The sequence below is a fragment of the Leifsonia sp. P73 genome, from assembly GCF_051059105.1.
In the GTDB taxonomy this organism is placed as follows: Bacteria; Actinomycetota; Actinomycetes; order Actinomycetales; family Microbacteriaceae; genus Leifsonia.
Genome location: NZ_CP194931.1, coordinates 775821 through 798814 on the forward strand (window position 1 = coordinate 775821; position 22994 = coordinate 798814).

At 71.3% G+C, this 22994-nt stretch carries 17 protein-coding genes and 2 pseudogenes; 10 read left to right on the plus strand and 9 right to left on the minus strand.

Translation table 11 applies throughout. The features are described from left to right. Positions 1–29 precede the first annotated feature (29 nt). Positions 30–2504 carry a DNA gyrase/topoisomerase IV subunit A gene (locus tag ACQ86L_RS04000; RefSeq protein ID WP_434317778.1) on the plus strand — a complete coding sequence of 825 codons (2475 nt, stop codon included), beginning with the start codon at positions 30–32 and terminating at the stop codon, positions 2502–2504. Positions 2505–2582: 78 nt separating this feature from the next. Here ACQ86L_RS04000 and ACQ86L_RS04005 read toward each other — a convergent pair whose 3' ends face one another. Continuing rightward, positions 2583–4667, minus strand: coding sequence for a DNA gyrase/topoisomerase IV subunit B (locus ACQ86L_RS04005; protein ID WP_434317779.1), 2085 nt, complete (start codon positions 4665–4667; stop codon positions 2583–2585). A gap of 223 nt (positions 4668–4890) precedes the next feature. On the opposite strand from ACQ86L_RS04005, the gene ACQ86L_RS04010 reads away from it, so the two are divergent. Genes ACQ86L_RS04010 through ACQ86L_RS04020 form a run of 3 tightly spaced genes read left to right on the plus strand, consistent with a single transcriptional unit; the run spans position 4891 to position 6985 of the window. After that, positions 4891–5127, plus strand: coding sequence for a DUF7455 domain-containing protein (locus tag ACQ86L_RS04010; protein WP_055915732.1), 237 nt, complete (start codon positions 4891–4893; stop codon positions 5125–5127). A gap of 35 nt (positions 5128–5162) precedes the next feature. Beyond that, positions 5163–5912: an alanine racemase C-terminal domain-containing protein gene (locus ACQ86L_RS04015; protein ID WP_434317780.1), complete on the plus strand. Its 750-nt coding sequence runs from the start codon at positions 5163–5165 to the stop codon at positions 5910–5912. Beyond that, a complete protein-coding gene (locus ACQ86L_RS04020) occupies positions 5909–6985 on the plus strand; it encodes an alanine racemase (protein WP_434317781.1) in 1077 nt (358 codons plus the stop codon). Before ACQ86L_RS04015 ends, ACQ86L_RS04020 begins: the two co-directional genes overlap by 4 nt. A 4-nt stretch (positions 6986–6989) precedes the next feature. Here ACQ86L_RS04020 and ACQ86L_RS04025 read toward each other — a convergent pair whose 3' ends face one another. The 5 genes and pseudogenes from ACQ86L_RS04025 to ACQ86L_RS04045 form a co-directional block, all read right to left on the minus strand. Further along, complete coding sequence (locus ACQ86L_RS04025) at positions 6990–7718, minus strand: type 1 glutamine amidotransferase (protein ID WP_434317782.1); 729 nt, start codon at positions 7716–7718, stop codon at positions 6990–6992. Then, entirely contained in the window at positions 7715–8989 is a 1275-nt protein-coding gene (locus ACQ86L_RS04030) for a MurT ligase domain-containing protein (RefSeq protein WP_434317783.1), read from the minus strand. Before ACQ86L_RS04030 ends, ACQ86L_RS04025 begins: the two co-directional genes overlap by 4 nt. 3 nt (positions 8990–8992) lie before the next feature. Next, positions 8993–10323 (minus strand): annotated as a pseudogene (locus tag ACQ86L_RS04035) (RNA polymerase sigma factor). 201 nt (positions 10324–10524) lie between these two features. After that, positions 10525–11865, minus strand: coding sequence for an MFS transporter (locus tag ACQ86L_RS04040; RefSeq protein ID WP_434317784.1), 1341 nt, complete (start codon positions 11863–11865; stop codon positions 10525–10527). A 49-nt stretch (positions 11866–11914) separates the two neighbouring features. Beyond that, complete coding sequence (locus tag ACQ86L_RS04045) at positions 11915–12859, minus strand: proteasome assembly chaperone family protein (protein ID WP_434317785.1); 945 nt, start codon at positions 12857–12859, stop codon at positions 11915–11917. Between the two features lie 119 nt (positions 12860–12978). On the opposite strand from ACQ86L_RS04045, the pseudogene ACQ86L_RS04050 reads away from it, so the two are divergent. The 3 genes and pseudogenes from ACQ86L_RS04050 (at position 12979) to sucB (ending at position 17476) form a co-directional block, all read left to right on the plus strand. Beyond that, positions 12979–14455, plus strand: a pseudogene (locus ACQ86L_RS04050) (leucyl aminopeptidase). Between the two features lie 103 nt (positions 14456–14558). Beyond that, positions 14559–15932 (plus strand): dihydrolipoyl dehydrogenase, encoded by a 1374-nt coding sequence (lpdA, locus tag ACQ86L_RS04055; RefSeq protein ID WP_345834763.1) that lies wholly within the window; start codon positions 14559–14561, stop codon positions 15930–15932. Positions 15933–15997: 65 nt separating this feature from the next. After that, a complete protein-coding gene (sucB, locus tag ACQ86L_RS04060) occupies positions 15998–17476 on the plus strand; it encodes a 2-oxoglutarate dehydrogenase, E2 component, dihydrolipoamide succinyltransferase (RefSeq protein WP_434317786.1) in 1479 nt (492 codons plus the stop codon). Positions 17477–17555: 79 nt separating this feature from the next. Here the strand turns inward: sucB and ACQ86L_RS04065 are convergent, their stop codons facing one another. Continuing rightward, on the minus strand, positions 17556–18518 hold the full coding sequence (locus ACQ86L_RS04065; RefSeq protein ID WP_434317787.1) for a hypothetical protein: 963 nt from the start codon (positions 18516–18518) through the stop codon (positions 17556–17558). Positions 18519–18666: 148 nt separating this feature from the next. On the opposite strand from ACQ86L_RS04065, the gene lipB reads away from it, so the two are divergent. From lipB to ACQ86L_RS04080, 3 genes are all read left to right on the plus strand, one after another. Further along, positions 18667–19383: a lipoyl(octanoyl) transferase LipB gene (lipB, locus tag ACQ86L_RS04070; protein WP_434317788.1), complete on the plus strand. Its 717-nt coding sequence runs from the start codon at positions 18667–18669 to the stop codon at positions 19381–19383. After that, positions 19380–20369, plus strand: coding sequence for a lipoyl synthase (lipA, locus tag ACQ86L_RS04075; RefSeq protein WP_434317789.1), 990 nt, complete (start codon positions 19380–19382; stop codon positions 20367–20369). The genes lipB and lipA overlap by 4 nt, the downstream gene beginning before the upstream one ends. Before the next feature lie 120 nt (positions 20370–20489). Further along, positions 20490–21188, plus strand: coding sequence for a DUF4191 domain-containing protein (locus ACQ86L_RS04080; RefSeq protein ID WP_434317790.1), 699 nt, complete (start codon positions 20490–20492; stop codon positions 21186–21188). A 77-nt stretch (positions 21189–21265) separates the two neighbouring features. Here ACQ86L_RS04080 and ACQ86L_RS04085 read toward each other — a convergent pair whose 3' ends face one another. Both ACQ86L_RS04085 and ACQ86L_RS04090 read right to left on the minus strand, forming a co-directional pair. After that, entirely contained in the window at positions 21266–22450 is a 1185-nt protein-coding gene (locus tag ACQ86L_RS04085) for a low temperature requirement protein A (RefSeq protein WP_434317791.1), read from the minus strand. Between the two features lie 38 nt (positions 22451–22488). Next, positions 22489–22914: an RDD family protein gene (locus tag ACQ86L_RS04090; protein ID WP_434317792.1), complete on the minus strand. Its 426-nt coding sequence runs from the start codon at positions 22912–22914 to the stop codon at positions 22489–22491. Positions 22915–22994 lie beyond the last annotated feature (80 nt).

The window sequence follows — 22994 nt, forward strand, 5'->3', positions numbered from 1 at the left end:
CTCCTGCCGCCCCACCACCGAATGCACGAATGACACCAGCAGACGACCAGGCCCCGACGACCGAACGCATCGAAGACGTCGACGTCACGACCGAGATGCAGGGCTCGTTCCTGGAGTACGCGTACTCCGTCATCTACTCCCGGGCGCTCCCCGACGCGCGCGACGGCCTGAAGCCCGTGCAGCGGCGCATCCTCTACATGATGACCGAGATGGGCCTGCGCCCGGACCGCGGCCACGTCAAGTCGGCCCGCGTCACCGGCGAGGTGATGGGAAAGCTGCACCCGCACGGCGACAGCGCCATCTACGACGCGCTCGTGCGCATGGCCCAGGACTTCACCCTGCGCGTCCCCCTGGTCGACGGCCACGGCAACTTCGGCTCGCTGGACGACGGCCCGGCCGCGGCCCGCTACACCGAGGCGCGCCTCGCCGCCGCCGCGCTCGCCCTCACCGAGGACCTGGACGAGGACGTCGTGGACTTCGTCCCCAACTACGACAACCAGCTCCTGCAGCCCGACGTGCTGCCCGCGGCGTTCCCGAACCTCCTGGTCAACGGCGCCAGCGGCATCGCGGTCGGCATGGCCACCAACATGGCCCCGCACAACCTGGTGGAGGTCGTCGGCGCCGCCCGCCACCTCCTGGCCAACCCGGACGCCACCCTCGACGAGCTGATGGACTACGTCCCCGGCCCCGACCTCCCGAGCGGCGGCACCATCGCCGGCCTCTCCGGCGTGCGCGACGCGTACGCGACCGGGCGCGGCAGCTTCAAGATGCGCGCCAAGGTGGGCGTCGAGGCGATCACCGCGCGCAAGAGCGGCCTCGTCGTCACCGAGCTCCCCTACGGGGTCGGCCCGGAGCGCGTGATCGAGAAGATCAAGGACGGCGTCAACGCGAAGAAGCTGAACGGCATCTCCGACGTCACCGACCTCTCCGACCGCCAGCACGGCCTCCGGCTCGTCATCGGCATCAAGACCGGGTTCAGCCCGGAGGCGGTGCTGGAGCAGCTCTACCGGCACACGCCGCTGGAGGAGGGCTTCTCGATCAACAACGTCGCCCTCGTCGCGGGCGGCCCGCAGACCCTCGGGCTGCGCGAGCTGCTGCGGGTCTACATCGACCACCGGATCAGCGTCGTCACCCGCCGCTCGGAGTTCCGCCTCGCCCGCCGCAAGGAGCGCCTGCACCTGGTCGAGGGCCTGCTCGTCGCGATCCTCGACATCGACGAGGTCATCCAGGTCATCCGCACCTCCGACGACACCGACCAGGCGCGCACGCGGCTGCAGCAGGTGTTCGACCTCAGCACACTTCAGGCCGACTACATCCTGGAGCTGCGGCTGCGCCGGCTGACGAAGTTCTCCCGCATCGAGCTGGAGACCGAGCGCGACCAGCTCCGGGCGGAGATCGCCGAGCTGGAGGAGATCCTCGGCAGCCGCGCACGCATCGACGCTCTGGTCTCCGACGAACTGGAGCAGGTCGCGCTGAAGTTCGGCACCCCGCGCCGCACGCTGCTCACCGAGGCCAAGCCGTCCATCGCCGGCGCCGGTTCGCGCAGCAAGGCGATGACGATGCAGCTGGAGGTCGCCGACACCCCCTGCCGCGTCTACCTGTCGACCACCGGCCGCATCCTGCGCGTCGACGCGGGCGCCGGGGAGGGCGAGGGCCTGGACCGCATCCAGCCGCCCGCCCGCCGCAGCAAGCACGACGCCATCCTGTCGCGACTCGACACCACGAGCCGCAGCGAGATCGGCGCCGTCACCGACCGCGGCCGCCTCATCCGGTTCTCCCCCGTCGACCTCCCGGCCGCCCCGCTCAACTCGGTGCAGCTCGGCGCGGGCGTGAAGGTGGGCGACTACCTCGCGCTCGCCGACCGCAAGGAGCGGGTGCTGGCGCTGGTGTCCCTGACTTCTCCGCAGGCCATCGCGCTCGGCACACGCCAGGGCGTCGTCAAGCGGGTGACGCCGGGCGACTGGGCCAACAAGCCCGAGTTCGAGGTCATCGCGCTGAAGGCCGGCGACGCGGTCGTCGGCGCCGTGCAGTGCGCCGACGATGCCGAGCTGGTCTTCGTCTCCAGCGACTCCCAGCTGCTGCGCTTCTCCGCCGGCTCGGTGCGCCCGCAGGGCCGCGCGGCAGGCGGGATGGCCGGCATCAACCTGGCCGGCGACGCCCGGGTGGTGTTCTTCGGCGCGGTGGAGGCCGCGGAGCGCTCCGACGCCGTGGTCGTCACCATCGCCGTCAGCGACCAGACCCTCCCCGGCGCCGACCCCGGCAGCGGCAAGGTGAGCGACTTCGCCGAGTTCCCCGCCAAGGGCCGCGCGACGGGCGGCGTTCGGTCGCAGCGCTTCCTCAAGGGCGAGACCGAGCTGGCGCTCGCCTGGGTCGGCGCGGCCCCCGCCCTGGCCGTCGGCCCCGACGGCAGCGCCCGCGTCCTCCCCGAGGGCGGCGCCCGCCGCGACGGCTCCGGCACCCCCCTCGACATGGTCGTCACCTCCCTCGGCCGCCGCCTGGCCTGACCCCGCCTCAGCGGGGACGCAACACGCCGTTTCGACGACTTCGAAACGGCGTGTTGCGTCCCCGCTGAGCGTTGCCGGCTAAGCGTCGATGCGGGCCCGGGAGAGGTCGTCGGCGCCGGCGATGATGAACTCCTTGCGTGGGGCCACGTCGTTCCCCATCAGCAGCTCGAACACGCGGTTCGCCGCCTCGGCGTCCGAGACGCGCACGCGACGCAGCGTGCGGTGGGAGCGGTCCATCGTCGTGGTCGCGAGCTGGTCCGCGTCCATCTCGCCGAGGCCCTTGTAACGCTGGATGGGCTCCTGGTACTTCCGGCCGCGCTTCTTGAGGTCCGCGAGCACGGCCTGCAGCTCAGCCTCCGAGTAGGTGTAGATCGTCTCGTTCGGCTTCGAGCCGGGGTTGATCGCGACCACGCGGTGCAGCGGGGGCACGGCGGCGAACACCCGGCCCTCCTCGATCATCGGACGCATGTAGCGGAAGAACAGCGTCAGCAGCAGGGTCCGGATGTGGGCGCCGTCGACATCCGCGTCCGACATGATGATGACCTTGCCGTAGCGCGCCGAGCCGAGCTCGAACGAGCGTCCGGAGCCTGCGCCGATCACCTGGATGATGGCCGCGCACTCCGCGTTGGAGAGCATGTCGGAGACCGACGCCTTCTGCACGTTGAGGATCTTGCCGCGGATCGGCAGCAGCGCCTGGTACTCGCTGTCGCGGGCACGCCGCGCGGTGCCGAGCGCCGAGTCGCCCTCCACGATGAACAGCTCGCTGTTCGCCACGTCGCTCGACCGGCAGTCCACCAGCTTCGCCGGCAGGGAGGACGTCTCCAGCGCATTCTTGCGCCGCTGCGTCTCCTTGTGGGCGCGGGCCGAGATGCGGGACTTCATCTCCGCGACGACCTTGTCGAGCACCAGCGCGGACTGGGTCTTGTCGTCGCGCTTGGTGGAGGCGAAGCGCTCGGCGAGGGCCTTCTGGACGACGTTGGCCACGATCGCGCGCACCGCGGGCGTGCCGAGGACCTCCTTGGTCTGGCCCTCGAACTGCGGCTCGGGGAGGCGCACGGTCAGCACGGCCGTGAGCCCGGCCATCACGTCGTCCTTCTCCAGCTTGTCCGTGCCCGCCTTCAGCCGGCGGGCGTTCAGCTCCACCTGCTGGCGCAGGAACTTGAGCAGCCCCTGGTCGAAGCCGGTCTGGTGGCTGCCGCCCTTCGGCGTGGCGATGATGTTGACGAACGAGCGCATCACCGTGTCGTACCCGGTCCCCCAGCGCAGCGCGATGTCCACCTGGCACTCGCGCTTGAGCTCGGTCGGCACCATCGCGCCGCCGTCGGAGAGCACCGGCACCGTCTCGGTGAAGTGGCCCTCGCCGGTGAGCCGCCAGGTCTCGGTGATCGGGCTGTCCGGCGACAGGAAGTCCACGAACTCCGAGATGCCGCCGTCGTAGCTGAACGTGGTCCGCTCGCCCTCGGCCGAGCGCTGGTCGTCGATGGTGATCGCGAGGCCCGGGATGAGGAACGCCGTCTGCCGGGCGCGACCCACCAGGTCCTCCACCGAGAAGTCGGCGCCCGCGGTGAACACCTGCCGGTCCGCCCAGTACCGGATGCGGGTGCCGGTCACGCCCTTGGCGACCTTGCCCGCGACCCGCAGCTCGCTGCCGCTCACGAACGGGGAGAATTTCGCGTCGGGGCTCGGCGCGGCCTTGCCGTCGTCGAACACGCCCGGCTCGCCGCGGTGGAAGGACATCGCCCAGGTCTTGCCGTCGCGGTCGACCTCCACGTCGAGCCGTTCGGAGAGCGCGTTGACGACCGAGGCGCCGACGCCGTGCAGTCCGCCGGACGCCGCATAGGACCCGGTGCCGAACTTGCCGCCGGCGTGCAGCTTGGTGAACACGACCTCCACGCCGGTCAGCCCGGTCTTGGGCTCGACGTCGACCGGGATGCCGCGCGCGGTGTCGCGCACCTCCACGCTGTCGTCCGGGTGCAGGATGACCTCGATCGCGCTGCCATGCCCGGCGAGCGCCTCGTCCACGGAGTTGTCGATGATCTCCCACAGGCAGTGCATGAGGCCGCGCGAGTCGGTGGAGCCGATGTACATGCCAGGGCGCTTGCGGACGGCCTCCAGGCCCTCCAGCACCGAGAGGTGCCTCGCCGAATAGTCCGAGCTCGCCACGAGCGCTCCTTGTGTTCCGTGCAGTCGTTCCGGGTCGGCGCGCGAGTCCGCACGCCGTGCATCCTCCAGGTTACGTGTTGCTGCGGGCGATCCCGGCCCCGACACCCACGGGCCCCGAGGCTACGCGTTGAGCGAAATAGCAGCCGATACGAGCCTCGTCACAGGGATTACGTGGTTCTATAGACGTACCGAGTTCACCGGTTGCGACGGAAAGGAGCATCACATGTCTACTATCACCTCGGAGAACGGTGCGGTTGACGAGCTCGAGTCGGGGCCGCAACTCACGGCCGCGGATCGCTGCGACAGCTGTGGCGCTCAGGCGTACATCCGCGTCGTGGTCAACAACGGCGAACTCCTCTTCTGCGCCCACCACGGCAAGAAGCACCAGGAGAAGCTCTCGCAGATCGCGCACAGCTGGCACGACGAGACGGCTCGACTCTTCGAAGAGCAGCGCGCCTAGGGTCCCCGCGACTCACGCGAACGGCTGATCGAGCGATGGCAGGAGCCACCGGCGTGCGCAGGCGCGCATTCGTCGACCTCGATGTCATCCGCTCGAACGCCACCACGGCGGCCACCGCGTCGCTCCCCGACTGCACCGCCGATCTCCGCGCGGACGCGTACGGGCACGGGCTCATCCCCGTCGCCCGGGCGCTGACCGACGCGGAGGTCGGCGGTCTTCTCGTCTCCCGGGTCGAGGACGCCGCGGCCATCGCGGACGCGGGCATCCCCCTGCCGGTGACCGTCGGCTTCCCGGCCGGCCGGCACGCCAGCGGCCCAGCCCACCTGCTCGGGCCCGAGGTGCTCGGGCTCACCGACGCTCCCGGCGTCGCCCCCGCACTGCGCCTCACCGGCGAGATCATCGCGGTGAAGCGCGTCGGCGCCGACCGCGGCGTCTCCTACGGCTACACCTACCGCACCGACCGCCCCAGCACGCTCGTGCTGGTCGCGCTCGGGTACGCCGACGGCATCCTGCGCGTCGCCTCCAACAAGGCCCCCGTGCTGGTCGGCGAGACCACCGGCCGGATCACCGGGCGCATCGCGATGGACCAGTTCGTCGTCGACATCGGCGACGCCGAAGCACAGCCGGGCGACGACGTGGTCCTGTTCGGCGACCCGTCCCGCGGCGAGCCGTCCGCACTCGACTGGGAGGCCGCGCTCGGCGTCGCCGCTCCGGTCATCACCAGCAGGCTGGGCCGCCGCATCGAGCGGATGTACGGCCACTGGACCAGGAAGGCGGACCAGTGACCATCGTGGACGCGATCGCGGAGCCGCTCCCCCGCGCGATCATCGACCTGGCCGCGCTGCGCCGGAACGTCGCGCACCTCACCGCACTGATCGCCCCCGCCGAGACCATGCTCGCGGTCAAAGCCGACGCCTATGGTCACGGTCTGCTGCCGATCGCGGAGGCCGGGCTGGAGGCGGGCGCGACGTCGCTCGCCGTGCTGGAGGTCCCCGCGGGACTCGTCCTGCGCGCCGCGGGCATCACCGTCCCGCTGCTGGCCTGGCTGCACGGCGACGACACCGACTGGCGCGCCGCGATCGAGGCCGACATCGAGCTCGGCATCTCGGCGGTCTGGCAGCTGGACGCCATCGCGGCCGCCGGCGCCGACCGTCCGGCCGTCGTGCACCTCAAGGTCGACACCGGCCTCAGCCGCAACGGCGCCACCCGCGAGCAGTGGCCGCACCTGATCGACGCCGCCCTGGAGCTGGAGCGGCAGGGCGTCGTCCGCATCCGCGCGGCCTGGTCGCATCTGGCCGACGCCTCCATCGCCGACGACGAGGCCTCACTGGCGGAGTTCCGCAGCGCCGTCACCGAGGCCGAGGAGCGCGGCGCCCGGTTCGAGATCCTGCACCTCGCGGCGAGCTCGGCGGGCATCCGGATGCCGGAAGCCCGCTTCGACCTGGTCCGCTTCGGCATCGCCGCCTACGGCTTCTCCCCGTTCGACGACACCACCGGCGCCGAGCTCGGACTGGAGCCCGTGATGCGGCTGGAGGCTCCCGTCGTGGAGGTGCACGTCGGCGGCACCACGCACGTCCGGCTCGGGATCGGGTTCGGCGACGGCGTGCCCGTACTGGGCATCGCCAAGACGTCGGTCCTCCTCGCCGGGCAGCGGTGCCGCGTGATCGCGGTGGATGTGGACACCATGCTCGTGGACGCCGGATCCGCGCGCGTCGCGGTCGGCGACACCGCGGTCCTCTTCGGGTCCGGCCGGAACGGCACGGTCACCGCGGAGACGTATGCGGACTGGGCCGAGACCATCGCGGACGAGATGGTCACCGGGGTCGCCGTGCGCGTCCCCCGCGTGTACGAGAACTAGAGCGTCAGAGCGCGACGCCGAGGCGCGACGCGATCGCACGCCGCGCGTTCGCGGCGTACCGGTCCACGCGCTCGGTCTGCGCCACCGGCGGCAGCTCCCCGCGCAGCGCGGTCTGCAGCATCCGGTCGGCCAGCACCGGGTTCATCGGGAGGGCCGGTCCGTGCAGGTGCGTGCCGATCGCGTTCCCGACCACGACGCCCTCCGTCTTGTCGCCGTTCCCGAAGCCGCTCACCACCTCGCCGAGGGGCACCGCGCCCGTCGCGTCCGCGCTGAGCGTCGTGGTGGCCGAGTGGTTCTCGAAGCCCGCGAGGCTGACGCCGTCGGGCATCCGCACGACGACCTCCGCGACATGGCGCCGCGGCCCCAGCACAGCGCGGGTCGGGAACACCGAGGCCCCGGCCAGCGTCTCGCCGTCCGGCGTCACGATCTCGTCGCCGAGGAGCTGCCAGCCGCCGGCGATCGCGAGGATCGGCACTCCCGCGTCGCGCCACTGCCGCAGCCGCGGCGCGATCCGGGCCACGTCGCCGGCCACGGCGCGCTGCGACGACAGCGGGCCGGACCCGATGTGCACGATGTCGGCGCTGGCCGGCAGTTCCGCGCCGGGCGCGTGCGACACGATGTCGACGTCCACGCCGCGCCAGCGCGCGCGCTCGGCCAGGGCGAGCACGTTGCCGGCGTCGCCGTTGATCCCGAGCTCGCGCGGGTAGAGGTGCAGGATGCGGAGGACGGTCACTTCTCGCCGCCTTCCAGGTCGAGGAAGCCGAGCTGCTTGCGGATCGCCATCATCTGCTCGTAGTTGACGATCATCGTCTTGGTGCCGCGCGACGGCTTCGGCAGCGCGAGGAACGCCTGCAGCGCGGGCCGCAGCTCCGGCATGACCTGGTCGACCTCGATGCCCGCGTAGGCGAACCGGGTGGCGAACTGCCAGGCCTTCGTGCCGGAGACGATGTCCACGTGCTCCAGCTTGGAGAGGTCGATGTCGTAGACCCAGGACGGGTCGGGCGTGCCCTCGTCCACCGCGACGAAGACCTGCTCCGGGCTGTGGCTCAGGTAGTCGAGGTTGAGCTGGAGACTCGGCGGGTTCTTCATCATGATGATCTCGATGTCCTCGTCGCCGACCTTCAGGGTCTCGCCGCGGCCGTAGACCGTGCGCAGCGAGCTCATCGCCGCGACGACGGCCTCCGACTGGAAGCGGTCGCCCAGCACCCGCCGGGCCATCACGGTCGCGCCGGCGGCGTCCACCGCGTAGTGGAGGCCGCGGGCCGGCAGGCCGATCCGGATGGACTCGCCCCCCATCGTGAGCTGCGCGCTCTGCGTCTCCAGCTTGCTGACGAACACGGCAGGCACCGGGAGGGCGCCGGCCGCGACGCCGGAGAGGTCCGCCACGTTGGCGAGGCCGTTCGGCGACGACTCGATGATGGCCGGGGCCACCGCGAAGGTCGTCACGTCGCGGCCCGCGGCCGCGAGCTCGGCGCCGACGCGCGCGAGGCTGTCGTCGTCGGCGTTCACCACGACGAACTCGGCCGACCGCTCCGCGATGGTGCGGAGCATCCCGATCACACGGGTCGGCTCGAAGAAGCGGTTGAGCTGGTCGATCTGCACGTTGAGGAGCAGCGAGCCGCGCGGCTTCAGAACCGTCGCGAGGTCCACGCCGTACGCCTCGTCCACCTCGATCACGCCGACGTCGCCGCGGACATAGCCGTCGAGCGGCACGTCCGCCAGCAGCGCGGAGGCGATCCCCTGGGGCAGGTTGCCGCCGGACGGGTTCGTGAAGACGTTCAGCCCGTGCTCGCGCAGGATCGCGGTGAGCATGTTCGTGGTCGTCGACTTGCCGTTCGAGCCGGAGACGAAGACGACGCCGAGCGGGAGGCGGCTGACAGCACGTTCGAGGAACTTCGGCGCGATCGCGAGCGCGACCCGCCCCGGCACCGCGGAGCCGCCTCCCCGCAGGCGCAACAGCCAGCGGGCGAGGCGGCCGGCGATGACCGCCAGTCGATAGCGCACCGTTTACTCGAGGTAGTCGCGCAGCGACTGCGAGCGGGACGGGTGGCGCAGCTTCGCCATCGTCTTCGACTCGATCTGCCGGATGCGCTCCCGCGTCACGCCGAAGGTGTCGCCGATCTGGTCGAGCGTCTTCGGCATGCCGTCGCCCAGCCCGAAGCGCATGCGGATGACGCCCGCCTCGCGCTCGGACAGGGAGTCGAGGAGGCTCTCCAGCTGCTTCTGCAGCATGGTGAAGCCGACCGCGTCGGCCGGAACGACCGCCTCGGTGTCCTCGATCAGGTCGCCGAACTCACTGTCGCCGTCCTCACCCAGCGGGGTGTGGAGCGAGATGGGCTCGCGACCGTACTTCTGCACCTCGATGACCTTCTCGGGGGTCATGTCGAGCTCCTTGGAGAGCTCTTCCGGGGTGGGCTCGCGGCCGAGGTCCTGCAGCATCTGCCGCTGGACGCGGGCCAGCTTGTTGATGACCTCCACCATGTGCACCGGGATGCGGATGGTGCGGGCCTGGTCGGCCATCGCGCGCGTGATCGCCTGACGGATCCACCAGGTGGCGTAGGTCGAGAACTTGAAGCCCTTGGTGTAGTCGAACTTCTCGACGGCGCGGATCAGACCGAGGTTGCCCTCCTGGATGAGGTCCAGGAACTGCATGCCGCGGCCGGTGTAGCGCTTGGCCAGGCTGACCACGAGGCGCAGGTTGGCCCCGAGCAGGTGGCTCTTGGCGCGCTGGCCGTCGCGGGCGACCCAGCGCAGCTCGCGCTCGAGCTCCTTGGGCATGTTCGGGGTGTTCGCGAGCTTGTCCTCCGCGAACAGGCCGGCCTCGATGCGCATCGCGAGCTCGACCTCCTCCGCGGCGTTCAGCAGCGGGACCTTGCCGATCTGCTTGAGGTAGTCCTTGACCGGGTCGGCCGTCGCGCCGGTGATCGTCGTGGAGTACACGGGGACGTCGTCGTCCTCGTCCACGGCGCGCAGCACGAGCGCGTCGGTCGGCAGCGGGGCGTCGGCCGCGGCCTGCACGGCCGCGCTCTCGCCCTTGGGGCCGGACCCTCGGCGTCGTCCGCCTCGGCGTCGTCGCCCTCGGACTCCTCGGTCTCGTCGGCGTCGACGGCGTCGTCGGCCACCTCGGCGGTGTCGTCCACGTCGATCTCGACTTCGGCGTCCTCGTCGAGCTCCTCGTCGTCGTCGCCCTTGGCCTTGGTGGCGGCCTTCTTGGTGGCGGTCTTCTTCGCCGGCGCCTTGGCCGTCGTCTTCTTCGCTGCCGGCTTGGCCGCAGCGGTCTCTTCGGTCTCCTCGACCGACTCGGCCTCGCGGGCCTTGGTTGCTGCACGGGTTGCCATCTGCCTACCTTTCATACAAGCGAAGGCCATTCATCCAAGCGAAGGGCATCCATACCGGGGCGGAGGGCCGTGGTGAGCCGACCGTGCGCCCGGACTGAGGTCGCGTGCGGACATTACTAAGACCCATGTCAAGTCTTGGGCTGTCGCGCCGGGCACCATCGAGCGCTCCGACCCCAGGACATGAACGGGTCCAGATATCAATTATTGCACGTTCTCGCCAGGCCCCCGACCATCTCGCCTCCGCCAAACGTCAACAAGTGCAACCCACAGGGGGCCCACTTCTATTCCCTCCTCCTCCGCGAGGCGGCGGCGGGTGCGCCGGCGGGCGCGGACGAGGAAGACGACGCCGAGGCCGACGATCACGTACTGCACGGCGAAGGCCCAGCGGAAGGAGTCGAGGGCATAGAGGCCGGCGACCGTGTGGGCGGTGTTCTGGGCGTCCAGGGCGACGCCGATGAGGAACATCATCACGAAGCTCGCCAGGAAGCCGCCGACGTTCACGATGCCGTTGGCGGAGCCCAGGCTGTGCAGCGGGTTGGAGGTGCGCGCGAAGTCGAAGCCGATCAGCGAGCCGGGGCCGCCGATGCCGATCGCCACCAGCACGAGGATCAGGAGCCAGAGCGGCGGCGTCCCCGGCCAGAGCAGCAGGAGCGCCCAGACGATCCCCATCATCCCGACGATCGCGAGCACCAGGTTGCTGCGCCGCAGCGGGAAGCGCGCGGTCAGCAGGCCGAGGATCGGGCCGGCGATCAGCCCCGCCACCACCGACACGATGAGCAGCCCGCTCGCCTCCGCCGGGTCGATCCCGAGTGCGAACACCATGAACGGGAGTCCCCACATCAGGCTGAACACCGTGCCGGAGGACTGCGTGGTGAAGTGCGACCAGAACCCGAGCTGCGTCCCCGGCCGGGCGAGGCTGATCCGGAGCTGCCGGATCGACTCGCGCCAGGTCGCCGGGCGCGGGCCCTCGCTCGACCCGACCGGCCGATCCCGGATGGCGGCGACGATCCCGACGAGCGCGACCACCGAGACCGACGCGGCGCTGAGGAACGCGGTCGTCCAGCCGGACTCGTGCAGGAGCAGCGCGAACGGGACGGCGGACAGTACCTGGCCGAGCTGGCCGATATTGCCGATCCACTGCGAGAGCTGCGGCACGATCCGGCCGCGGAACCACGAGTTCACCAGCCGCATGAGCGAGGTGAACACGGTCGCGTCGCCCGCGCCGACCAGGATGCGGCCGACGATCGCCAGCGCGATGGTCGGCGCGAACGCGACCGTCACCTGCCCGACGACCATCAGGGCGGTCCCCGCGATCATCAGCGCCCGCGAGCCGACGCGATCGATCAGGACGCCGACCGGCACCTGCATCGCCGCGTAGACGATGAGCTGGACGACGGCCATCGACGACAGCACGGCGGCGGAGACGTGGAAGCGCTCGGTCGCGGCGACACCCGCGACGCCGATGCTCGTGCGCTGCATCACAGCCACGAGGTAGGCGAAGACCCCGATCCCGAAGATGACCCAGGACCGACGCGAATTCACCCCACGATCCTATGCCCGACGACGGGACGAGATCGTCGCGGAGGCCGGCTCAGCGGTCGGTGCGCGGGTTCTCGTCGTCGCCGCGGCGGTCGTCGCCGTGCCGGCGGAACGCCAGGAAGTTCTCCAGCTCGGCCGCGATCTCGTCGGCGCTGGGCAGCTCGCCGTCGCGGTCGGTCAGCGGCGAACGCAGCTGGGTGTCCTCCATGTACGTGTCGTGCCGCTCCTCCAGGGTGCCGACCAGTTTGCCGAGCTCGGCGTTGCCCGCGACCTGCTCGTCGATGTTCGCGACGAACTCGCGGTCCTCCTCACGAAGGCGGTCGGTCGGGAAGATGAGGCCGGTCGCCGCACTGATGCTCTCCAGCCCGGCGATGGCCGCGGCGGGGTACTCGGTGTCGGCGAGGTAGTGCGGGATGAGCAGGACGAACCCGGCGATCGGGTACGAGAGCTGCTGCAGCCGGTACTCCAAAAGGTGGAGGGCGTTGCCGGGCACCTGCGTCTGCGGCTTCCAGATCGACATCGCCTCGATGAGGTCCCGGCGGTTGCCGCTGACCGTCACGCCGATGGGCCGGGTGTGCGGCACGGGCATCGGGATGGAGTGCACCCAGGTGACGCTCTTGACCGAGTAGCGCTCGATCAGCCCGAGCACGGCCTCCGTGAACGCCTCCCAGCGGAAGTCGGGCTCGAACCCGGAGAGCAGGAGGAACGGCTGGCGCAGCTCGTCGTAGACCAGGTGCAGCTTCAGCGTCGACGGCTGGTAGTCGGCCAGGTGGTCCTGGTCGAAGTAGATGATCGGCCGGCGGGCGCGGTAGTCGAGCAGGATGTCGGCGTCGAAGGTCGCGACGACCTCGCTGTCGAGCGTGCCGAGCAGATAGGTGCCGAGCTGGCTGACGCCGGAGCCGGCGTCGGCGAACCCGGTGAGCCCCGCGATCAGCGGCAGGCCCTCCGGCACCACCAGTGCCGGGTTGAGCTCGTACAGTTCGCCGGGGTCTCGCATAGTTCAACTCTAAGGCCGCACCCCCGGCCGGGTCGCGGCGCACGGCCCCGCTCGCAGCACGCCCACAGCGAACATGCGGCCTCCGCCGTCGTGCGACGCTGAGCGGTTAGGGTCGAGACATGACGCCTCCCGCCCTCAGCCTCACGCCCGCTCCCTCCTCCTCCGCCGACGTCCTCGTGATCGCGGCCCGCTCCGGCGCCGACGGCGTCACCGTGCTGGCGGACGCCAGGGACGGGCTGGACGGCGAGCTCGCCGCGGTCGGCTTCGGCGGGGGCAAGGACGAGCTGGTCCGGCTCCCCGGCACTGCGGGCGGTCCCGCCCTCGCCGTCGTCGGCCTCCCGGAGACCGTGGACGAGGACGCGCTGCGCTACGCGGCGGGCACCGCGATCCGCCAGCTCGCGGGCGTCGAGCACGTCGCGCTCGACCTCCCGGCCGAGGACGACTCCCGGCTCGGCGCGGTGCTGGAGGGCGCGGCCCTCGGCGCATACGCCTTCACCGAGTACCGCTCCGCGAGCCGCGCGGGCGTCAAGGCGCCGGTCGGGACCATCGAGGTGGTCGGTGCGTCGGAGTCCGGCGACGACCTCGTCGCGCGCGCCCTCGCGGTGTCCGGCGCCGCCGCGCTGGTCAAGGACCTCGTCAACACTCCCCGATCGACCTCTACCCCGCGTCGTTCACCTCGCGGGTCGAGGAGGCCGTGGAGGGCTTGCCCGTCACCGTCGAGGTGTGGGACGAGCGCCGGCTGGAGTCCGAGGGCTTCGGCGGCATCCTCGGCGTCGGCCAGGGCTCGGTGCGGCCGCCGCGGCTGGTGAAGGTGGACTACGCGCCGGCGGACGCGGCGAAGCACCTCGCGCTGGTCGGCAAGGGCATCACCTTCGACTCCGGCGGCCTCTCGCTGAAGCCGCCTCCGGCATGGTCGGCATGAAGTACGACATGACCGGCGCGGCCACCGTGCTCGCCGTCGCCATCGCCGCCGCGCAGCTCGCGCTGCCGGTACGCGTGACCGCGTGGCTGTGCCTGGCGGAGAACATGCCGTCCGGCTCGGCCATCCGCCCGAACGACGTGCTGCGCATGCGCGGCGGCCGCACCGTGGAGGTGCTCAACACCGACGCCGAGGGCCGGCTCGTGCTCGCGGACGGCCTGGTCGTCGCGGGCGAGGAGCACCCGGACGCGATCGTGGACGTCGCCACCCTGACCGGCGCCGCGATGGTCGCGCTCGGCACCCGCTACGCCGCCGTCATGGGCTCCGACGACCTGGTGGGAGATGTCCTCGCCGCCGCCAAGGCCTCCGGCGAGCTGCTCTGGCCGATGCCGCTCGCGAGCGAGCTGCGCGCCACGATCAACTCCGACGTCGCCGACATCGCCAACGCCAACCCCGGGGTGACCGCGGGCGGGATGCTGCTCGCCGGCGTCTTCCTGCAGGAGTTCATCGGCCGCACCGGAGACGAGGACGACGCGCCGCGCATCCCGTGGGCGCACCTCGACATCGCCGGACCGGCCAAGGGCCCGTCCGCTCCGTACGGCTTCACCGGCAAGGGCCCGTCCGCCGTCAGCGTACGTGCGCTCATCCGGTTGGCCGAGGACTTTTCCCAGAGGTAGTAGGGTCGTATGGGCAGGAAAATCCTGCCCATGCAACGCCTGCCTCGAGCCATCCCTCGGGGCAGGATCGTGTCACGAATCCTGATGCGCGAGGAGTAGCTGGGTGTCTGAGCAGAACTTTGACATTGTGGTGCTCGGCGGTGGGAGTGGAGGCTACGCAGCAGCGCTGCGTGCGGCCGAGCTCGGTTTCACCGTCGGCATGATCGAGAAGGACAAGGTCGGCGGCACCTGCCTGCACCGCGGCTGTATCCCGACCAAGGCGCTGCTGCACGCGGCCGAGGTCGCGGACTACTCGCGGGAGTCGGCCAAGTACGGCATCGTCACCGAGCTCAAGGGCATCGACATCAACGGTGTCACCGAGTACCGCCAGAGCATCATCGCCAAGAAGTACAAGGGCCTCCAGGGCCTGGTGAAGGCCCGCGGCATCACGGTCATCGAGGGCGAGGGCAAGCTGACGTCCCCGACGACCGTGCAGGTCGGCGACGACACCATCACCGGCAAGAACGTCATCCTCGCCACCGGCTCCTACTCGCGCAGCCTCCCCGGTCTTGAGATCGGCGGCCGCGTGATCACCAGCGAGCAGGCCCTCGAGCTCGACTTCGTCCCCAAGAAGGTCGCGGTCCTCGGCGGCGGCGTCATCGGCGTCGAGTTCGCCAGCGTGTGGAAGTCGTTCGGCGCCGAGGTCACCATCATCGAGGCCCTCCCGCACCTGGTCCCCAACGAGGACGAGACCATCAGCAAGTCGCTGGAGCGCGCGTTCCGCCGCCGCGGCATCGACTACCGCCTCGGCGTCCGGTTCTCCGGCGTCACCCAGAACGAGGACGGCGTCGTCGTCTCGCTGGAGGACGGCAGCACCGTCGACGCCGAGCTGCTGCTCGTCGCGGTCGGCCGCGGCCCGCTCACGCAGGGCATGGGCTACGACGAGGTCGGCGTCACGCTCGACCGCGGCTTCGTCATCACCGACGAGCGCCTCGCGACCAACATCCCCGGCGTCTACGCCGTCGGCGACATCGTCCCCGGCCTGCAGCTCGCGCACCGCGGCTTCCAGCAGGGCATCTTCGTGGCCGAGGAGATCGCGGGCCTGAACCCGATCGTCGTCCCGGACGTCAACATCCCGAAGGTCACCTACTGCGACCCCGAGGTCGCCTCGATCGGCCTCAGCGAGGCCAAGGCGGCGGAGCAGTACGGCGCCGACGCGATCACGAGCTACGACTACAGCCTGGCCGGCAACGGCAAGAGCGAGATCATCGGCACGAGCGGCACCGTCAAGGTCGTCCGCGTCAACGACGGCCCGGTCGTCGGCGTGCACATGATCGGCGCTCGTGTGGGCGAGCTCATCGGCGAGGCGCAGCTCGCGGTGAACTGGGAGGCGTACCCGGAGGACATCGCCCCGTTCGTCCACGCGCACCCGACGCAGAACGAGTCGCTCGGCGAGGCCTTCCTGTACCTCGCGGGCAAGCCGCTGCACACCCTCTAAGGCGTCCGCCGCGCGAGCGGCTGCAATAAGCTACTGAACGATCAGGTTTTGAAGGAGAGAAGCTCATGAGCGAATCCGTCAGCCTCCCGGCACTCGGCGAGAGTGTCACGGAAGGCACGGTCACCCGCTGGCTGAAGAACGTTGGCGACCGTGTCGAGGTGGACGAGCCCTTGCTCGAAGTCTCGACCGACAAGGTCGACACCGAGATCCCCTCGCCCGTCGCGGGCGTCATCGAGGCGATCCTGGTGCAGGAGGACGAGACGGTCGAGGTGGGCACTGCGCTCGTGACGATCGGCGACGGCTCCGGTGCGGGCGAGGCTCCGGCCGCTGCGCCGGAGGCAGAGGCCGCGCCGGCTGAAGCCGCTCCGGCTCCCGCGGCTGAGGCTGCGCCTGCCGCTCCGGCTCAGGAGGCTCCGGCCCCCGCTGCCGAGGCCGCTCCTGCCGCTCCCGTTCAGGAAGCGCCTGCCGCCGCTCCCGCGCAGGAGGCTCCGGCTCCGGCCGCTGCCCCGGCTCCGGCCGCTGCCCCGGCTCCCGCCGCTGCCCCGGCTCCCGCCGCTGCCCCGGCTCCGGCCGCCGTTCCGGCTCCGGCCGCCGCTCCCGCTCCGGCCCCCGCTGCCGAGGCTCCGGCCACGTCGGGCGGCGCGCACGCCGGCACCTCGGGCTACGTGACCCCGATCGTCCGCAAGCTCGCCAACGAGCACGGCGTCGACCTGGCGAACGTGACCGGAACCGGCGTCGGCGGACGCATCCGCAAGGAGGACATCCTCGCGGCCGCCGCTCCGGCCTCCGCGGCTCCGGCCGCCGCCGCGCCCGTGGTCGAGGTCTCCCCGCTCCGCGGCACCACGCAGCAGATGTCGCGCCTCCGCAAGGTCGTCGCCGAGCGCGCCGTCATCTCGATGCAGTCGACCGCGCAGCTCACCACGGTGGTCGAGGTCGATGTGACCAAGGTCGCTGCGCTCCGCGACAAGGTGAAGGGCGACTTCCTCGCCAAGACCGGCACGAAGCTCTCCTTCCTGCCGTTCTTCGCCCTCGCGGCCGCCGAGGCGCTGAAGGCCTACCCGGTCATCAACGCCACGGTCGACGGCGACAGCATCGTCTACCCGGACCACGAGAACATCTCGATCGCGGTCGACACCGAGCGCGGCCTGCTGACCCCGGTCATCCGCAACGCGTCGGACCTCGACATCGCCGGCCTCGCCGGTGAGATCGCGGACCTCGCCCAGCGCACCCGCGACAACCACCTGAAGCCGGACGAGCTCGCCGGCGGCACGTTCACGCTGACCAACACGGGTTCGCGCGGCGCGCTGTTCGACACTCCGCTGGTGTTCCTCCCGCAGGTCGCGATCCTGGGCACGGGCATCGTCACCAAGAAGCCGGTCGTGATCACGGCCGACGGCTCGGACTCCATCGCGATCCGCTCCACGGTGTACCTCGCCCTGTCGTACGACCACCGGATCGTCGACGGCGCCGACGCGGCCCGCTTCCTCGTCGCGGTGAAGAACCGCCTCGAAGGCGGCGCTTTCGAGGGCAGCCTCGGCATCTGAACCGCCTGACGGACGGCCCGGCTCTCCACGGAGCCGGGCCGTTCCGCGTTTCCGGGGCGGTGACGCCTGCCCGCGGGCCTCAGCGCTGACCGTCGTGACCAGGGAGCATCAGCACCACCGCCACGGCCACCACCGGCGAGCACGCGACGATGACCAGTTTCGGCCGTGCCGCGATCCACCCGCGCGCCACCGCCAGACCGCGCGCGACCGGCCGGTCGCCCATCACGTCGAGCGTCCGCTCCAGCATGCCGAGGACGTCGCGACCGTTCCGCGCCTCCGGGCGTCCGCGCCGATCGGCGTCGAGGCCCGCGTCCGCGACCGGATCGCCGCGCGCCCGTGACTCCGACGCATCCGGAGCGCCGCTGACCACCGCACCCACGGCGGTCGGGTCGGCAGCCCGCAGGACTCCCGCGACCACATCCTCCCAGCTCCGGTGCCGCCGGTCGGTGGCCGCCGCGAGGACGGCGTCACCCCCTTCCGCGGCGACAGCGCCGCGCAGAACGCCGGCCAGCTCCGCGAACGCGGCGACGTCCTCCGCCATCGTCCGCTGGTCGAGCTCCCGCAGCCGGTCGACCGCCGTCAGCACGGGGCAGCCGTCGTCGCGGAGGCCGATGTCCGCCGGCCCGAGACGGACGCCACCCAGGCCGGCCCTGTGCAGTCCGGAGAGGCCGCGCGCCACCGCGGCGAGCACCGTGACGGCCCCGCCCGCCGTCAGCCCGCGGTCGGCGCCGAGCAGGTCGTGCAGTGTCCCGCACGCAGGGTGCTCTCGCAACCGCACGCTCATCCCGGCTCGGCTCGCACGCCGGTCACGCGGCGGGGGCAGGGAGCGCGGCAGGTGCGACGACGCGACCCCGTCCCACGTCAGCCCGACGGCGGCGGCCACCGTGAGCACCGCCTGACCTCGCAGCTCGCCACCCGCGACGATGAGCGACACGTCGCCGCTCGTCTCCCCCGGCGGCCGCCCGAGCACCGTCCATCCTTCCGTGTCCGCGATCGCCGCCGCGCAGCTGCCCGCATCCGTGCGTCTCCGTCTCGAAATCATGCCCCCAGTACACGCCACCCGGCCCAGCCCCGAGGCGGTCGCCGCCACATCCGTGGACAACCCGCTCCCAGCCCGAACCTGTGCAGGACTTCAGCCCCATCCGGCCGCGGTGGACATTTTCTGTACTGAGTCCATTTAGGATGCCTCTATGACGATCTTCGATGTCACCGGACTCGGCGGGCCGCACGTCCCGTACGACGACGGCCTCCGCCAGCAGCGCACCACCCACGCCGACGTGGCCGCGGGGCGCGCGCCCGACACGGTCCTCCTCCTGGAGCACGCCCCGGTCTTCACCGCGGGCAAGCGCACCGCCCCCGACGAACGCCCCACCGACGGCACCCCCGTGATCGACGTCGACCGCGGTGGCAAGATCACCTGGCACGGGCCGGGCCAGCTCGTCGGCTATCCGGTCCTCCGGCTGGCCGAGCCGATCGACGTCGTCGGCTACGTCCGCTGGCTGGAGGGCGTCCTCATCGAGGTGCTCGCCGAGCTCGGCGTCCCGGGCGAGCGCGTGGAGGGCCGCTCCGGCGTGTGGCTGCCGGGGCACGGCACCACGGACGACGGGAGGCCGGCGGACGAGAAGATCGCCGCCATCGGCATCCGCGTCGCCGAGGGGGTCACGATGCACGGCTTCGCGCTCAACTGCTCCAACAGCCTCGACCCGTACGAGAAGATCGTCGCGTGCGGCATCCGCGACGCGGGCGTGACCACGATCTCCCGCGTGCTCGGCCGCACCGTCACGCCGCAGGACGTCGCTCCGCTCATCCAGGCCGCCCTCGACCGCGCGCTGGCCGACGCGTCCACCAGCCCGGTCGCCGCCGCCCACCGAACGACCGCCACGACCGCGACGGAGGTCGCCGCATGAGCGCAGAACCGCAGGGCCGCCGCATGCTCCGCCTGGAGGTCCGCAACGCCCAGACCCCGATCGAGCGCAAGCCCGCCTGGATCAAGACCAAGGCCAAGATGGGGCCCGAGTACCGCCAGCTCCAGAACCTCGTGAAGTCCGAGGAGCTGCACACGGTCTGCCAGGAGGCCGGCTGCCCGAACATCTACGAGTGCTGGGAGGACCGCGAGGCCACCTTCCTGATCGGCGGCTCGCAGTGCACCCGGCGCTGCGACTTCTGCCAGATCGACACCGGCAAGCCGGCCGACTTCGACCGGGACGAGCCGCGCCGCGTGGGCGAGTCCGTCGCGAAGATGGGCCTGCGCTACTCGACGGTCACCGGCGTCGCCCGCGACGACCTCCCGGACGAGGGCTCCTGGCTGTACGCGGAGACGATCCGCGAGATCCACCGCCAGAGCCCGGGCACCGGCGTGGAGATCCTGGTCCCGGACTTCTCCGGCAACCCGGAGTACCTGGGCGAGGTGTTCTCGGCCGCGCCGGAGGTGTTCGCGCACAACGTCGAGACCGTGCCGCGCATCTTCAAGCGCATCCGGCCGGCGTTCCGCTACGAGCGCTCGCTCGACGTCATCACGCAGGGCCGCAGCGCCGGGCTGATCACCAAGTCCAACCTCATCCTCGGGATGGGCGAGGAGCGCGCGGAGATCAGCCAGGCCCTCCAGGACCTCCACGACGCCGGCACCGACATCATCACGATCACGCAGTACCTGCGGCCGAGCCCGCGCCACCTCCCGGTCGCGCGCTGGGTGCACCCGGACGAGTTCGTCGAGCTCAAGCGGGAGGCGGAGGAGATCGGCTTCCTCGGCGTGCTGTCCGGCCCGCTGGTGCGCTCGTCGTACCGCGCCGGCCGGCTGTGGGCGCAGTCGATGGCGGCCAAGGGACGCGAGGTCCCCGCCGAGCTGCAGCACCTCGCCGACGCGTCGGCGGGCTTCGCGCAGGCCGTCTCCTGAGGACGATCCCCACACCGATCCGGGAGGCCGCGCGAACGTCTGAGCGCGGCCTCCCGATCGGCGCTACGCCTGCCGTGAACAGGTCATCCAGGGGCCGGGCGAGCCGGTATCCTTGTACCTATGGCACGTAAGGACAAGTCCACCAAGGAGCCCGGTCGGCTGAAGCAGATGTGGCAGGTCTTGCAGATGACCCGCCGCTACGACGACCGCGCGCTGCTCTACATCGTGGGCGGAATCGTGCTGCCGATCCTCGCGGGCGTCGCGATGGCGGTGTTCCTGTCGGGCGGCAACGTCTTCACGATGGTCCTCTGGATCGTCGCGGGCGTCCTGGCCGGCGTGCTGCTCGGCCTCATCATCCTCGGCCGCCGTGCCGAGCGCGCCGCCTACTCGCAGATCGAGGGCCAGCCGGGCGCCGTCGGCGCCGTGCTGCGCAGCTCGCTCAAGCGCAGCTGGCGCGGCTCGGAGATGCCGATCGCCGTCAACGGCAAGACGCAGGACGCGGTCTACCGTGCCACGGGCCGCGGCGGCGTCGTGCTCATCGGCGAGGGCCCCAAGACCCGCACGCAGCGGATGGTCGACGAGGAGCGCCGCAAGATCAACCGCGTGCTGCCGAACGTGCCCGTCACCGTCATCTCGGTGGGTCCGGACGCCGACTCCGTGCCGCTGCACAAGGTCCCGCGCACCCTGGCCAAGATCAAGCCGACGCTCACTAAGGCGGAGGTCATCGCGATCAGCAACCGCCTGGCGTCGCTCGAGAACGCGATGCCCATCCCTAAGGGTGTCGACCCGATGAAGGTCCGGGCCCAGCGCGCCCGCTGACGCCACACTCACGTGCCGAGGGGCACGTCGTTGTCACTTTCCGGCCGGAGAAGTGACAACGATGTGCCCCTCGATCGTTAATCGGCGCGGGTGCCAGTGCGGCGGGATGCAACAGCTTCCGTGAGGACGACGAGCGCCAGCACCGCGTTGACTCCCCACGCGACGACCGCCGTCGGCAGGAGGCCGGCGACCGGCCACAGGAGGGCGACCACCGCCGCGCCGGCCACCAGGGTGAGCGACCAGCGCGTCCCGGTCGCCCGGCGGAACAGCAGCAGCCCCACGAGGTAGACGATCGCGGAGCCGCACAGCAGCCCCGCCGTCCACACCGTCGGTGCCCCGACCGGCCGCTGCAGGACGAGACCGTCGCCGACGGCGGAGAGCACGATGCCCAGCACCAGCAGCAGCGGGATGTACGTGTACGCGGTCTGCGCGATCATCCCCCGCTCCGTCGCGCGCTCGATGTACTCGCTCCCGCTCTGCTGGCTGTGCGAGAAGTAGAGCAGCCAGAGCAGGACGGTTCCCACGAACGCGGCGAGGAACGCCGCGAGATGGACGACATCGAGCGGCGCGGTCGAGAACGCGGCGCCGGTGACCACGATCGACTCGCCGAGGGCGATGATCAGGAACAGGCTCACCCGCTCGGCCATGTGCGCGCCGGAGATGTTCCAGCTCGCGAGCGCCGAGCTGCCGAGGCCCGGCGTCCAGAACCGCGTGCGCGGCCCGATGTAGTCGACCGCCAGGGCGATCAGCCAGACCACGAGCCGGCCCTCGTCGGGGAGGAAGGCGCCGACCAGCCACAGGGTCCCGGCCACGGCATGCCACACGATGATGCGCACGAAGTTCACCGCGTGCTCCGGGCGCGCCCGGCCGAACGCGAACAGCGTGAAGACGCTGCGGCTGAGCTGCATGAGCACCAGGCACACGGCGAACAGCACGGCGCGGTCGCCGAACGCCTCCGGGATGGCGGAGGCCAGCAGCAGGCCGAGCAGCATCAGCACCACGAACAGCGCACGAACCGCGCCGCGCTCCGGGTCGAGCCAGCTCGACGCCCAGGTGGTGAACATCCACACCCACCAGACCACCATCGTCAGCATGACCGCGTGCAGCAGCGTGAGGGCGGACTGCTCGTGCAGGAGGACGTGCGACACCTGGGTGACGGCGAACACGAAGACGAGGTCGAAGAACAGCTCGGTGTACGTCACGCGGTGGGCGCCGGCGGCGTCCGACCGGAGCAGGTCGCGGGCGAAGCCGAAGGCGCGCATGCCAGGAGTGTAGCGGCGCGCGGCTGCGGCCCGGCCGGCTACGCGCGGATCAGCACCGTCCCGGCGACCTTGTCGTGGAAGCCGCGCTGATCCGAGTCCCACACCAGCGCCGGGATGACGATGCACAGCAGCACGGTGCGTACCACCGGCCGCCATACGCCGACCCAGCCGCCGGCGACCGCGACCACGCGCATCCCGAAGATCCGGTGGCCGATGCTGCCGCCGATGGTCGGGATGAAGACCACCTGCATCAGCGCGAAGAGACCGATGTTCGCCCAGGAGTCGTAGTGGAAGAACGCGAACGAGATGAGCGATGCGAGCGCCCAGTCGACGACGATGGCGCCGAGGCGACGGCCGAGCCTCCCGACCGACCGCGGGCCCGCCTCCGGGAGGCCGAGCCGCTCCCCCGGGTAACGGCTGGGAGCGAGGTCGCCGAAGCGGGACGGTGGGGTGTTCTGCGGCACCCCTCCAGTTTACCGGCCGGCCCGGGCATTCCCCCTGTCTGGAGCGCCTGCCGACAGCGCACCGCGTAACATGCCGGAAA